This is a genomic window from Agrobacterium sp. 22-221-1, assembly GCF_053522445.1.
Map to the genome: position 1 here is coordinate 291,429 of NZ_JBNWCL010000007.1, position 14,005 is coordinate 305,433.

Annotated in this window: 11 protein-coding genes; 9 read left to right on the plus strand and 2 right to left on the minus strand. The window is 60.4% G+C overall.

Annotated features, from left to right (window positions below):
- The first annotated feature begins 9 nt into the window (after positions 1–9).
- From nusA to ACQZ5N_RS13760, 8 genes are all read left to right on the plus strand, one after another.
- A complete protein-coding gene (nusA, locus tag ACQZ5N_RS13725) occupies positions 10–1,626 on the plus strand; it encodes a transcription termination factor NusA (RefSeq protein WP_059758923.1) in 1,617 nt (538 codons plus the stop codon).
- Entirely contained in the window at positions 1,623–2,324 is a 702-nt protein-coding gene (locus tag ACQZ5N_RS13730) for an RNA-binding protein (protein WP_448733175.1), read from the plus strand. Before nusA ends, ACQZ5N_RS13730 begins: the two co-directional genes overlap by 4 nt.
- A gap of 102 nt (positions 2,325–2,426) precedes the next feature.
- Positions 2,427–5,165 (plus strand): translation initiation factor IF-2, encoded by a 2,739-nt coding sequence (gene infB, locus ACQZ5N_RS13735; RefSeq protein WP_448733176.1) that lies wholly within the window; start codon positions 2,427–2,429, stop codon positions 5,163–5,165.
- Between the two features lie 274 nt (positions 5,166–5,439).
- The gene (gene rbfA, locus ACQZ5N_RS13740) at positions 5,440–5,856 is read left to right on the plus strand and encodes a 30S ribosome-binding factor RbfA (RefSeq protein ID WP_035219713.1); all 417 of its coding nucleotides are present in this window, start codon (positions 5,440–5,442) and stop codon (positions 5,854–5,856) included.
- A 3-nt stretch (positions 5,857–5,859) separates the two neighbouring features.
- On the plus strand, positions 5,860–6,807 hold the full coding sequence (gene truB / locus ACQZ5N_RS13745) for a tRNA pseudouridine(55) synthase TruB (protein WP_448733177.1): 948 nt from the start codon (positions 5,860–5,862) through the stop codon (positions 6,805–6,807).
- A 225-nt stretch (positions 6,808–7,032) separates the two neighbouring features.
- Positions 7,033–7,302 carry a 30S ribosomal protein S15 gene (gene rpsO, locus ACQZ5N_RS13750; protein ID WP_004439050.1) on the plus strand — a complete coding sequence of 90 codons (270 nt, stop codon included), beginning with the start codon at positions 7,033–7,035 and terminating at the stop codon, positions 7,300–7,302.
- Positions 7,303–7,578: 276 nt separating this feature from the next.
- Positions 7,579–9,726, plus strand: a complete 2,148-nt coding sequence (gene pnp / locus ACQZ5N_RS13755) for a polyribonucleotide nucleotidyltransferase (RefSeq protein WP_448733178.1) — start codon at positions 7,579–7,581, stop codon at positions 9,724–9,726.
- Positions 9,727–9,860: 134 nt separating this feature from the next.
- Entirely contained in the window at positions 9,861–10,877 is a 1,017-nt protein-coding gene (locus ACQZ5N_RS13760; RefSeq protein WP_448733179.1) for a class I SAM-dependent methyltransferase, read from the plus strand.
- Positions 10,878–10,894: 17 nt separating this feature from the next.
- Here the strand turns inward: ACQZ5N_RS13760 and ACQZ5N_RS13765 are convergent, their stop codons facing one another.
- Positions 10,895–11,839 carry an AEC family transporter gene (locus ACQZ5N_RS13765; RefSeq protein WP_448733180.1) on the minus strand — a complete coding sequence of 315 codons (945 nt, stop codon included), beginning with the start codon at positions 11,837–11,839 and terminating at the stop codon, positions 10,895–10,897.
- A gap of 478 nt (positions 11,840–12,317) precedes the next feature.
- Here ACQZ5N_RS13765 and ACQZ5N_RS13770 point away from each other — a divergent pair, with 478 nt between their 5' ends.
- Complete coding sequence (locus tag ACQZ5N_RS13770) at positions 12,318–13,310, plus strand: adenosine kinase (RefSeq protein ID WP_448733181.1); 993 nt, start codon at positions 12,318–12,320, stop codon at positions 13,308–13,310.
- Here the strand turns inward: ACQZ5N_RS13770 and ACQZ5N_RS13775 are convergent.
- Positions 13,303–13,836, minus strand: a complete 534-nt coding sequence (locus ACQZ5N_RS13775; RefSeq protein ID WP_026363850.1) for an SH3 domain-containing protein — start codon at positions 13,834–13,836, stop codon at positions 13,303–13,305. The two genes, ACQZ5N_RS13770 and ACQZ5N_RS13775, sit on opposite strands and share 8 nt — an antisense overlap.
- Between the last annotated feature and the right edge of the window lie 169 nt (positions 13,837–14,005).

A 14,005-nucleotide genomic window follows, 5' to 3' on the forward strand; every position in this document is an offset into this window, starting at 1 on the left:
GATAGAAAAATGGCAGTGAGTGCTAACCGGCTTGAGCTTCTGCAGATCGCCGATGCTGTGGCGCGCGAAAAGGTCATCGACCGCGAAATCGTGCTTGCCGCAATGGCCGACGCTATCCAGAAAGCCGCCCGCTCGCGCTATGGTTCGGAAACCAACATCCGCGCCGACATCAATTCCAAGACCGGCGAAATCCGCCTGCAGCGTCTTCTGGAAGTTGTCGAGGCCGCTGAGGATTATTCGACCCAGATCCCGCTGGAGCTGGCCCGCGACCGCAACCCGGACGCCAAGCTCGGCGACTTCATCGCCGATCCGCTGCCGCCGATGGATTTCGGCCGTATCGCCGCCCAGTCCGCCAAGCAGGTCATCGTGCAGAAGGTGCGCGAAGCCGAGCGTGACCGCCAGTATGACGAGTTCAAGGACCGCATCGGCGAAATCGTCAACGGCACCGTCAAGCGCGTCGAATATGGCAACGTCATCGTCGATCTCGGCCGTGGCGAAGGTATCATCCGTCGTGACGAAATGATCCCGCGGGAAAACATGCGTTACGGCGACCGTGTGCGCGCTTACGTCTACGACGTTCGCCGCGAACAGCGTGGCCCGCAGATTTTCCTGTCGCGTACCCATCCGCAGTTCATGGTGAAGCTTTTCACCATGGAAGTTCCGGAAATCTACGACGGCATCATCCAGATCAAGTCGGTTGCCCGTGACCCGGGTTCGCGCGCCAAGATCGCCGTCATCTCCAACGACTCGTCGATCGATCCGGTTGGCGCCTGCGTCGGTATGCGCGGTTCGCGCGTGCAGGCCGTCGTCGGCGAACTCCAGGGCGAAAAGATCGACATCATTCCGTGGAGCCAGGAGCCGGCTTCCTTCATCGTCAACGCCCTGCAGCCGGCGGAAGTCGCCAAGGTCGTTCTGGATGAAGAATCCGAGCGCATCGAAGTGGTGGTTCCGGACGAACAGCTGTCGCTCGCCATCGGCCGCCGCGGCCAGAACGTGCGTCTGGCATCGCAGCTGACCGGCTGGGATATCGACATCATGACCGAGCAGGAAGAATCCGAGCGCCGTCAGAAGGAATTCAACGAGCGCACGGCACTCTTCATGGAAGCCCTCGACGTTGACGAAATGGTCGGTCAGGTTCTGGCTTCGGAAGGCTTCGCGCAGGTCGAAGAACTGGCCTATGTCGACCTCGACGAAATTTCCTCGATCGACGGCTTCGATGAAGACACCGCCGATGAAATCCAGACCCGCGCCCGCGAATATCTGGAACGCCTGGAAGCCGAAATGGACGCCAAGCGCAAGGAACTCGGCGTTTCCGACGAGCTGCGCCAGATCGACGGCCTGACCTCGCAGATGATGGTGGCGCTGGGTGAAGACGGCATCAAGACCATCGAGGATTTTGCCGGTTGCGCGGCGGACGACCTGGTCGGCTGGAGCGAGCGCAAGGACGGCGAGACCAAGAAGTTCGAAGGCATCTTCTCCAAGCTCGACGTATCGCGCGTCGAAGCCGAGAACATGGTGGTGCAGGCCCGTCTTCTGGCAGGCTGGATCACCGCCGAGGAGCTTGCTTCCGCAGAGGAAGCCGATCCTGAGGCTGCCGAGGAGGCGGATACCGCCGAACAGGAATGATATCGCAGGCGCATGAGCCGGATGAGCTGCCCGAAACGGATGACGACGGGCGGCTCAAGGGCGACGTCAATGGACGTATGTGCATTGTGACACGGCAAAGCGGATCGCCCGATGAGCTGATCCGCTTCGTCGCAGGGCCGGACGGCAGTGTCGTTCCGGATCTGAAACGCCAATTGCCGGGGCGCGGCTGCTGGGTGACACCCGAGCGCGCCCTGATCGAGAAAGCCGTCGCGAAGAAGCTCTTCGCACGGGCTCTCAAACGCGACGTCAAGGCCGGGCCGGAGCTTCTTGCTCTTCTCGACCGGCTGATGGCGCAGCAGCTTGCAGGCATGATGAATATGGCGCGCAAGGCGGGCCAGTTCATCAGCGGCGCGATGAAAGTCGACGCCGCCGTCCGTTCGGGGAATGCGATTGCCGTGTTCCACGCGACCGATGCTGCGGCAGACGGCGTGAGAAAACTGGACCAGGCCCGCAAGGCCTGGGCGCTCGGCAGCGATGCCGGCAACGAAATTCCGTCCTTCCGGCTCTTCAGCGGCGCCGAAATGGACGAGTTGATGGGCCAGAATGCTTTTATCCATGCCTGCGCGCTTGCAGGGCAGGCGGGTGAGGGTGTAGTGAAGCGCGCAACGATGCTTGAGCAGTACCGTCTTGGCGGTCGATCTCAGGCGGAACGCGACGCTGCCCGGACAGAACAATGACGCGGTTGCCCGACATGAACGGTCGCCGCGTTCCGATGCAGCAATTGAACGACGAGACCTGATGAACGTCATCCGGTTCTCGTCCGAAGGAACGGGAACGGAATGACCGACAACAACGACGACAAGACACTTAACGCGCCTGCCAAGAAGACTCTCACCCTCAAGCCGGGCGGGATGAATCAGGGCACTGTGCGGCAGGATATGGGTCGAGGTCGCACGAACGCGGTTGTCGTGGAAACACGCAAGCGCCGCCCCATGCGTCCTGAAGACGAGAAGCAGGTTCATTCGGTTGCAGCGCCCGCTCCGAAGCCGGTCGCCCCTGCCCCCGCGGCAGCACCGCGTCCGCAGGCGCCGCAGCAGCGCATCCACCAGCCCAGCGGCCAGCAGCAGCGTCCGGGTTCCTCCCAGCCGCAGCAGCGTCCCGGCTCGTCCGCACCGCAGCAGCGCCAGCCTGAGCGTCCGCGCGGCAACGTCCTGCACGACCTGTCGGCAGGCGAGATGGAAGCCCGTCGCCGCGCGCTGATGGAAGCACAGGCCCGCGACGTCATCGAAGCCAAGCAGCGCGCCGAAGACGAAGCGCGCCGCAAGGTGGAAGAAGAGCGCCGCATCGCCGCCGAAAAGGAAGAAGCCGCACGCCGTGCCGTCGAAGAGGCCGCAGCCGCCAAAGTGGCAGCAAGCCAGCCCGCCGTGGAAGCAAAACCGGAACCGGTCGATGAAAAGCCGGTTGCAGCCGCCCAGCCGGCGCCGCGCGTCGAGGCCCGTCCTCAGCCCGCCGCTGCAGCCCCTGCTCGCGCAACTCCCGAAACCGCCGCTCCGCGCGGACGCCGTACCGATGGCGACGACGAGGATGATCGCGGTGCACGCCGCGGCAACCTGCCGGTTCGTGGCAAGGTCGCCGCGCCTGCACCGGCAAAGCCGGCTGCGCGCCTGAAGACGGAAGAAGAACGCCGTCGCGGCAAGCTGACCGTCACCTCGTCCAACCTGGATGAAGACGGCACGCCACGCGGACGCTCCATGGCATCCATGCGCCGCCGCCAGGAAAAATTCCGCCGCAGCCAGATGCAGGAGACCCGTGAAAAGGTCATGCGCGAAGTGATCCTGCCGGAAACCATCACCATTCAGGAACTGTCGCAGCGCATGTCCGAACGCGCCGTCGACGTCATCAAGTTCCTGATGAAGGAAGGCCAGATGATGAAGCCGGGCGACGTGATCGATGCCGATCTGGCGGAACTGATCGCCGTCGAATTCGGCCACACCGTCAAGCGCGTTTCCGAATCCGACGTGGAAGAAGGCATCTTCAACCAGGCAGACGACGAAGGCGAAATGCTGCCGCGCCCGCCGGTTGTCACGATCATGGGCCACGTCGACCACGGCAAGACCTCGCTGCTCGACGCCATTCGCCAGGCGAATGTGGTTGCAGGCGAAGCCGGTGGCATCACCCAGCATATCGGTGCGTATCAGGTCGAGAAGAACGGCCAGAAGATCACCTTCATCGACACCCCCGGCCACGCCGCCTTTACAGCCATGCGTGCCCGCGGTGCGCAGGCGACGGATATTGCCGTTCTGGTGGTCGCCGCAGACGACAGCGTGATGCCGCAGACGATCGAGTCCATCAACCATGCCAAGGCGGCCGGTGTTCCGATCGTCGTTGCGATCAACAAGATCGACAAGCACGAGGCAAACCCTGAAAAGGTTCGCCAGCAGCTCCTGCAGCACGAAGTCTTCGTGGAATCCATGGGCGGTGAAGTGCTTGACGTGGAAGTCTCCGCCAAGAAACAGCTTGGTCTCGACAAGCTGCTTGAAGCGATCCTGCTGCAGGCTGAAATTCTCGACCTCAAGGCAGATCCGAACCGTACCGCAGAAGGTACCGTCATCGAAGCGGAACTCGACCGCGGCCGTGGTGCCGTCGCTACAGTTCTCGTGCAGAAGGGTACGCTGAAGCCTGGTCAGATCATCGTGGCTGGCGACCAGTGGGGCCGCGTTCGCGCCCTCGTCAACGACAAGGGTGAACACGTCAAGGAAGCCGGTCCGGCCATGCCTGTCGAGATTCTCGGTCTTTCCGGCACGCCATCTGCCGGTGACCGTTTCGCGGTTGTCGAAAACGAAAGCCGTGCTCGCGAGATTTCCGAGTACCGCCAGCGTCTGGCACGCGACAAGGCTGTCGCACGTCAGACGGGCCAGCGCGGTTCGCTGGAACAGATGATGAGCCAGTTGCAGACTTCGGGAATGAAGGAATTTCCGCTGGTCATCAAGGCAGATGTGCAGGGTTCGGTCGAGGCCATTATCGCTTCGCTCGACAAGCTCGGCACCGACGAAGTCCGCGCTCGTATCGTTCACTCGGGTGCTGGTGCCATCACGGAATCGGATATCTCGCTTGCCGAGGCATCCAACGCCGCGATCATCGGCTTCAACGTTCGCGCCAACGCACAGGCACGTACGGCTTCCGAACGCGCCGGCATCGAGATCCGCTACTACAACATCATCTACGATCTGGTGGATGACGTGAAGGCAGCGATGTCGGGCCTGCTTTCGCCGGAGCGTCGCGAGACCTTCCTCGGCAACGCGGAAATCCTCGAAGTGTTCAACATCACCAAGGTCGGCAAAGTCGCGGGTTGCCGCGTCGTCGAAGGCAAGGTGGAACGTGGTGCGGGTGTGCGTCTGGTACGCGACAACGTCGTTATCCACGAAGGCAAGCTCAAGACCCTCAAGCGCTTCAAGGACGAAGTGGCAGAAGTGCCGGTCGGTCAGGAATGCGGTATGGCCTTCGAAAACTACGAAGACATCCGCGCCGGCGACACCATCGAGTGCTTCCGCGTCGAGCACATCACCAGAACGCTCTAAGCGTCCGGTTGAAACGTACATAAAAATCGCAATTGGGCGCCGGCAAGCCGGCGCTCGATTCTTTATAGCGCCCTCAATCACTCGAAGCGTGCAAAGGTCGCCGTAACACCAGAGCGCCGCTGGTCGTTTCAAACGCAGTCAGGACGCTCTAACACTTTGAAACTGCGCATCGTTCGCATCGGAAATCGATTTCGATTTTCGGACCTATGCGCTAGATTTGCACACACCCTCCTCGTCCGAAAAAATTGGGGGGAAATGTGCAGGGGCAAAAGAAATGGCAAAAGCAACATCATCGGCTCCTTCGCAGCGTATGCTGCGCGTCGGCGAACAGGTTCGCGCGGCCGTGACGCAAATCCTGCAACGCGGCGAAGTTCGCGACGATCTTATTGAAAAGACCGTCATTTCGATCTCGGAAGTGCGTATGTCGCCCGATTTGAAGATCGCAACGGCCTACGTAACGCCGCTTGGCGTTGCCGATCACACCGGCATCATCGATGCACTCAATCGTCACGCCAAGTTCATGCGCGGCCGCCTCGGGCCCCAGCTTCGGCAGATGAAATACATGCCGGAACTGCGTTTCCGCGACGATACGAGTTTCGACAATTACCAGAAGATCGACGCACTCCTGCGGTCACCGGAGGTGCAGCGCGATCTTGGACCTTCAAACGAAAAAGACGACGAACAGAACTGAAGCATGTCCAAACCACGCAAACAGCAGAACCGCAAACCCAAGGGCCGTCCGATTTCCGGTTGGCTCATTCTCGACAAGCCGCTGGATTTCGGCTCCACCGAGGCCGTTTCTAAGATAAAGTGGCTGTTCAATGCCCAGAAGGCGGGCCATGCCGGCACGCTCGATCCGCTGGCCTCGGGCATGCTGCCAATCGCGCTTGGCGACGCCACCAAGACCGTGCCCTACGTGATGGACGGCCGGAAAATCTACGAGTTTACCGTCACCTGGGGCGAGCAGCGCTCGACCGACGATCTGGAAGGCGAGGTGGTCGAATCCTCCGACCTGCGCCCGGACGAACAGGCAATCCGCGATATCCTGCCCAATTATACCGGCGTGATCCTCCAGACACCGCCGCAATTTTCCGCCATCAAGATCGCCGGCGAGCGCGCCTACGATCTGGCGCGCGACGGCGAGACGGTGGAAATTCCCGCGCGCGAGGTGGAAATCCATCGCCTGACGCTGCTTGCCTGTCCGGACGCCGATACCGCCCACTTCGAAGTGGAATGCGGCAAGGGTACTTATGTACGGGCGCTGGCGCGCGACATGGGCCGCGATCTCGGCTGTTTCGGCCATATTTCGGAACTGCGCCGCACCATGGTCGCCCCCTTCGGCGAAGACATGATGGTGCCGCTCGAAACCTTGACGGCGCTGGAAGCCGTGGAGGATCGCGACGAGCGACTGGAGGCGCTGGATGCCTTCCTGATCGACACGGCCGAGGCGCTTTCCGCCCTTCCCCGCCTCATCATCAACGACGACCAGGCGCACAGGCTTAAAATGGGCAACCCCATCCTGCTGCGCGGGCGCGATGCACCGGCCAATCATCCGGAAGCCTATGCCACCGCGCATGGCAAGCTCGTCGCCATCGGCGAAATCGGCGAAGGCGAATTCCGGCCGAAGCGCGTTTTCGGCTGAAACGGGCTCTATCTATTTGTTTTACGCGTTTCCGTACGGAAAACCGCTTCGCACTTTTCCTGAAAACGCTCAGGGAGGCGCTGTCAATCGCCTCTTTCAATTGCACCCGGAATAGTTTATAGGCAGCGCCAGCTTGGGCTTTGCCTATGCTGCTGAATGGCCAGAGCTGGACGACATCCCGGCTTTAGGCGTCCCATTTTTCCTTAAAACAGAAAGGATCGTCCGATGTCGATTACTGCAGAGCGCAAAGCCGCCCTCATCAAGGAATATGCCACGAAGGAAGGCGACACCGGTTCGCCGGAAGTTCAGGTCGCAATCCTCACCGAGCGGATCAACAACCTGACCGGTCACTTCAAGGACCACAAGAAGGACAACCACTCCCGTCGTGGCCTTCTGACGCTGGTTTCGAGCCGTCGTTCGCTTCTCGACTATCTGAAGAAGAAGGACGAAGCCCGTTACACCAAGCTGATCGGTGCTCTCGGCATTCGCCGCTAATAACTTCTCCGGCGGGTTTCGCAACGATGCCCGCCGGTTTTTATATCCGGCCTTTGAGGCCACAGAAATTTCCGGGCGTTCGCCGCAAATGTGGCCCCGGACGATAAGGGTGACCCGGATGGGCCGGTGCCGCCTTTTTCAACCGCAGACCTGTCATGGGGCAGGATTGCCGGATGCTTCTTTGGGAAGCCTCCCGCTGTCTTGCCCGTGATTGAGTCACAGCGCTGCTTCCGCCGGTACGACGCCGGAGCGGGCAGCCACAACCAAGGACAAGATATGTTCAATCAACACTCCGTGGAAATCGAATGGGCAGGCCGCCCGCTGAAGCTCGAGACCGGCAAGGTTGCCCGTCAGGCTGACGGCGCCGTCATCGCAACCTACGGCGAGACGATGGTTCTCGCGACCGTGGTTTCCGCAAAGTCTCCGAAGCCCGGCCAGGACTTCTTCCCGCTGACCGTCAACTACCAGGAAAAGACCTACGCGGCCGGCAAGATTCCCGGTGGTTACTTCAAGCGCGAAGGCCGTCCGAGCGAAAACGAAACGCTGGTTTCGCGCCTGATCGACCGTCCGATCCGCCCGCTTTTCCCGGAAGGCTACAAGAATGACACGCAGGTCGTCGTCACCGTCATCCAGCACGATCTGGAAAACAACCCCGACATTCTGTCGATGGTCGCCACTTCGGCTGCGCTGACCCTTTCCGGCATTCCGTTCATGGGTCCGATCGGCGGCGCACGCGTTGGCTACATCAACGGTGAATATGTTCTGAACCCGCATCTGGACGAGATGGAAGAATCCACGCTCGACCTGGTTGTCGCCGGTACGTCCGACGCCGTTCTGATGGTTGAATCCGAAGCCAAGGAACTCAACGAAGACATCATGCTCGGCGCCGTCATGTTCGGCCACAAGGGCTTCCAGCCGGTTATCGACGCGATCATCAAGCTCGCCGAAGTTGCCGCCAAGGAACCCCGCGAATTCGAACCGGAAGATTTCTCCGCGCTCGAAAACGAAATGCTGGCGCTCGCCGAAGCCGAACTGCGCGACGCCTACAAGATCACCGAAAAGGCAGCCCGCTACGCCGCCGTTGACGCGGTCAAGGCGAAGGTGAAGGCCCACTTCCTGCCGGAAGAAGGCGAAGCCAAGTACACGCCGGAAGAAATCGGCGCTGTCTTCAAGCACCTTCAGGCGAAGATCGTTCGCTGGAACGTTCTCGACACCAAGAGCCGTATCGATGGCCGCGACCTGTCGACCGTTCGTCCGATCATCTCGGAAGTTGGCCTTCTGCCGCGCACGCACGGTTCGGCACTGTTCACCCGCGGTGAAACCCAGGCGATCGTCGTTGCGACCCTCGGCACCGGCGAAGACGAGCAGTATGTCGACAGCCTCACCGGCATGTACAAGGAACGCTTCCTGCTGCATTACAACTTCCCGCCCTACTCGGTCGGCGAAACAGGCCGCATGGGCTCCCCGGGCCGCCGCGAAATCGGTCACGGCAAGCTCGCATGGCGCGCTATCCGCCCGATGCTGCCGACTGCGGAACAATTCCCCTACACGCTGCGCGTCGTTTCCGAAATCACCGAGTCCAACGGCTCCTCGTCGATGGCAACCGTTTGCGGCACCTCGCTCGCACTGATGGACGCCGGCGTTCCGCTGGCCAAGCCGGTTGCCGGTATCGCCATGGGCCTCATCCTCGAAGGCGAGCGCTTTGCGGTTCTCTCCGATATTCTCGGTGATGAAGACCACCTCGGCGACATGGACTTCAAGGTTGCGGGTACGGCCGACGGCATCACCTCGCTGCAGATGGACATCAAGATCGCCGGTATCACCGAAGAGATCATGAAGATCGCTCTGGAGCAGGCACAGGGTGGCCGCAAGCACATCCTCGGCGAAATGGCCAATGCCATCACCGAGAGCCGCAGCCAGCTCGGCGAATTCGCACCGCGCATCGAAGTGATGAACATTCCGGTCGACAAGATCCGTGAAGTCATCGGTTCGGGCGGCAAGGTCATTCGCGAAATCGTCGAAAAGACCGGCGCAAAGATCAACATCGAAGACGACGGCACCGTCAAGATCGCTTCTTCTTCCGGCAAGGAAATCGAAGCGGCCCGCAAGTGGATCCACTCCATCGTTGCGGAACCGGAAGTCGGCCAGATCTACGAAGGCACGGTTGTGAAGACCGCTGACTTCGGCGCTTTCGTCAACTTCTTCGGCGCCCGTGACGGCCTCGTCCACATCTCGCAGCTCGCTTCCGAGCGTGTCGCCAAGACCTCTGACGTCGTCAAGGAAGGCGACAAGGTCTGGGTGAAGCTGATGGGCTTCGACGAGCGTGGCAAGGTTCGCCTGTCCATGAAGGTTGTCGACCAGGCAACCGGCAAGGAAGTCGCTGCCGACAAGAAGAAGGAAGACGGCGAAGCCGCTGCCGAATAAGGCCGCGCCGCCAGACCCTATCGAGGCGCGGGTTTTGCCCGCGCCTTTTTTTCGTTTTGTTATCGTTTGTCTTTTCGGGAAAACCGGTTTCCACTTTTCCCTGACAAACTCCATCCTACCTCGAGGACGCTCCCATGAGCCGTGACGCCGTGAAAACCCTTTTCCATCCCTTTGCCTCGGACATGCTTGCCATGCCGAAAGAGGGCGAACGCGTTCTGTTTCTGGGAGCGGAAGCCGGTCCCCGGCTTGACGGTTTTGACGCGGAGATCGTCGCGGTTCAGCATCTACGGCCGCTTTATCGTGCTCTGCAGGCTCAGGGCGCAGAGGTGACACCGGATATTTCGGGCGAGGATTACGATGCGGCGTTGCTGCTTTGCGGCAAACATCGCGGCGAGAATGAAAACCGCGTCGCCGAAGCGCTTTCGCGCGTGAAGGCCGGTGGCCTGATCGTCGCGGCCGGATCGAAGGAAGACGGCATCGTAACGCTGCGCAAGACGCTGGCAAAGCTCGGTATCGAAGCGGAATCGACGCCGAAGTATCACGGCGTCGCTCTCTGGTTCAAACGGCCGGACGATATTGCATCTGCCGTCTCGAAGCTCGCCCAGAAGCCCGTCACGGTCGAAGGCCGCTTTACCGCCCTGCCCGGCATGTTCTCCCATGACCGCGTGGATGACGGCTCGGAACTGCTCGCATCGCGCCTGCCGACCGATTTTGACGGCAATGCCGCCGATTTCGGCGCGGGCTGGGGTTATCTCTCCGTCATGCTGGCCGAGAAATCGCCGCGCACGGCCCGTATCGATCTGTTCGAGGCGGACTGGAATGCGCTGGAATTCGCCAAAACCAATCTTCTCGAAAACAATCCACGGCTGACGGCGCGTTTCTTCTGGCAGGATCTGGCAAACGAGCCGCCGAAGGAAAAATACGATCTCATCATCATGAACCCGCCTTTCCATGCGGCGGGACAGGCAGCAGAACCTGCCCTTGGCCAGGCCTTCATCAAGGCCGCCGCCGGCGCACTGCGCAGCGGCGGCAAGCTGCTGATGGTCGCCAATCGCGGCATGCCCTATGAGCCGGTGCTCGCGGCGGAATTCCGCACCAGCACTGAGGTGTGCCGTAACGCCCGCTTCAAGATTCTGAGCGCCCAGAAATAATCAACTCGGCAGAATAATCAGCTCAGCAGCCATGCCCACAGCGACACGGAAAGAACGCCTGTCACCGTGGAAATGCTGATGGTGGAGGCCGCAACGCTGTGGCCGATGCCAAAGCGGTTGGCGATCAACCAGGCATTCACGCCCGTCGGCACGGAAGACGTGAGCACAAGTGCTGCCGTCCATTCCCGGCTGAGGCCGAGAAAGTGACCCATGGCCCAGACGCAGGCCGGGAAAAACAGCAGCTTGAACACCGTCATGGTGACGGCAATGCCGAGATTGCCGCGAATGGTGTATTTCGTCAGCGCCATGCCGAGCGAAATAAGCGCCGCCGGCCCCGCCATGGAGGCGATCTGATCGACCACGGTTTTCAGGATGGGCGTCAGCGCCACGCCGGAAACATTGGTCGAAAGCCCGATGAACAGGCCGATCACCAAAGGATTGGTGATGAGGTTGCGGCCCACCTGCTTGAAGACCGCCGCCATGCTTCGCTTTTCCCCGCCGACCGCCTTGTGCGTGGCGTTTTCCATCAGGATCGTGCCGGCGATCATCATCACCGGCAAGTGGATGGCCAGCAGAATGGAGAGAGCCACCAGCCCCTCATCCCCGACGGAGCGCCCGACTAGCGGCAGGCCGATGAAGATATTGTTCGCAAATGCCGAGGAAATGCCGGCAATGACGGCGATGCGGACATCCTGCTTGAAAACATAACGGGTGACGATATGCCCGATCGTCCAGGTGACGGCCACGCCGGCGAAATAGGTGATCCAGAGCCGGAAGGGTGAAGCACCATGAAAGTTCGCTTCCGCAAGTGTGCGGAAGATCAAGGTCGGCACGGCGATCTTGAACACGAAATCGCTGAGGATATCGCCAGCATCGGCCCTGAACAGACCGGCCTTGACGGTGAGCCAGCCGATCAGGATGAGAATGAAAATCGGGGCGACATTCGCGGCAACGGCAGACATGGAGGGAAAGCTTTCGCGGCTTTTGCGGGAGATACTCCGCTTTAGAGCCTTTTCCACGGGAATGGAATCGCGAAAACGCTCCCACTGTTTGTTTTCGCCAAATGGTGCCCAAGAAGGAGAAGGCCAGTGAGCCGCTTCGGGCAGAAAGCTCATCTTGGCCTGTAAAATCCGCAAGGCCGAACGTTACCCAAAAAGAAAAAGCGGGGTCTCCCCCGCCTTTTATGTCCGTTATATACCGCCAGTACATCCGTGGCAGAGATAACGGTTGAGCCAGAAGACCATCATGTCTTCCATTCCGGTATGCATTCACACACCTTTTGCTCTGACAAATGAAATAGCTTAACCACATTACAGGCAGATGACGCGTTTTCGCTCCTCGTGGAGAACCGCATATTTTCTGTTTGGGCTTTTCTTGCCGCCAGAAATGTTTAAGACCTTTCGAAAAATACGCACACCTCGTGCGAAACGGATAGGGCCTATGACGAAATTCGACGTACTGACTGTCGGCAATGCCATCGTCGACATCATTTCCCGCTGCGACGATCGCTTTCTCAACGACAATGCCATTACCAAAGGCGCGATGAACCTCATCGACGCGGAACGGGCCGAGTTGCTTTACTCGCTGATGGGACCGGCTCTCGAAGCCTCCGGCGGCAGCGCTGGCAACACGGCGGCAGGCGTGGCGAATTTCGGCGGCAAGGCCGCTTATTTCGGCAAGGTGGCTGAAGACCAGCTCGGCGAAATCTTCCAGCACGATATTCGCGCGCAGGGCGTCTATTTCGAAACCAAGCCGGAAGGCACCTTCCCGCCGACTGCGCGTTCGATGATCTTCGTAACCGAAGATGGCGAGCGTTCGATGAATACCTATCTCGGCGCCTGCGTCGATCTCGGTCCTGAAGACGTGGAAGAAGACGTGGTGGCGGATACGAAAGTCACCTACTTCGAGGGTTACCTGTGGGACCCGCCGCGCGCCAAGGACGCCATTCGAGAATGCGCCCGCATTGCCCATGAAAACGGCCGCGAAGTCTCCATGACGCTTTCCGACAGCTTCTGCGTCGGCCGCTATCGCGACGAATTCCTCGACCTGATGCGTTCCGGTACTGTGGACATTGTTTTCGCCAACAAGCAGGAAGCGCTTTCGCTTTACGAAACCGACGATTTCGGGCTTGCGCTGACCAAAATCGCAGCCGACTGCAAGATCGCAGCGGTGACGATGAGCGAGGAAGGCGCCGTCATCCTGCGCGGCACGGAACGTGTGAAGGTCGAAGCCTATCCGGTGCATGACGTGGTCGATACGACGGGCGCCGGCGATCTTTTCGCCGCCGGCTTCCTGTTCGGTTATACGCAGGACCGGTCGCTCGAAGATTGCGGCAAGCTCGGTTGCCTTGCGGCTGCCGCCGTCATTCAGCAGGTCGGGCCGCGCCCGATGTCATCGCTCAAGGCGCTTGGCGAGAAGCACGGCCTTATTTAAAGGCTTCGCCGGGATAAGCACCCCAGATTTCGCCCTGCGAAACCCAGCCCGAGGCCTGGCCGGCCTCGGCGCGGCACCAGTCGCCGTTGCATTCGCCGATGCGGAAGACGACGCCCGGCTCAAGCCGCGCCACGACGGAAGCGCCCGACTGCGCCTCGCGGCGCATGTTCACGTAAACTTCCTTACCCTTGCCACGCATCCACGGAGCCGCAACGGCCGTACGCTCACCGGAAAGCAGAGCCTGGTTGACCCAGCCTTCCGTCCCGTCAGCATCGCGGATGCGCCGCCAGTTTTCATATTCCTGAATGATTTCCACCGGCATTCCCGATTTCAGATACATCCATGACACGGCATAATCCGTGCTCGGTCCGATGCGCATGTTGACGCGCTTGGATTTCAGGCTGACAAAACGTGGCAGCGGCAGACCGCTTGCGCCTTTGGCGGCACCCTGCGCCATGGCGTCGGTTGCCGCACCGAGGAGGCCCAAAGACAATGCAATGCAAACGATAGAAACCACACTGCGCATGCCCATTTCCGTTTCCCGCCTTCTGCAAACCGGATGATATTTAAGGAGGCTCGCTTCCACATGCCTCAAGCTTCAGCGAGTTTTGTTTGTCTTCGCCGGTGGGTCTGGTAGAAACGCCCTGATTGAAAGAAATTATCGCTCTTTCTGGTTAATGACTTCTGAACAAGGC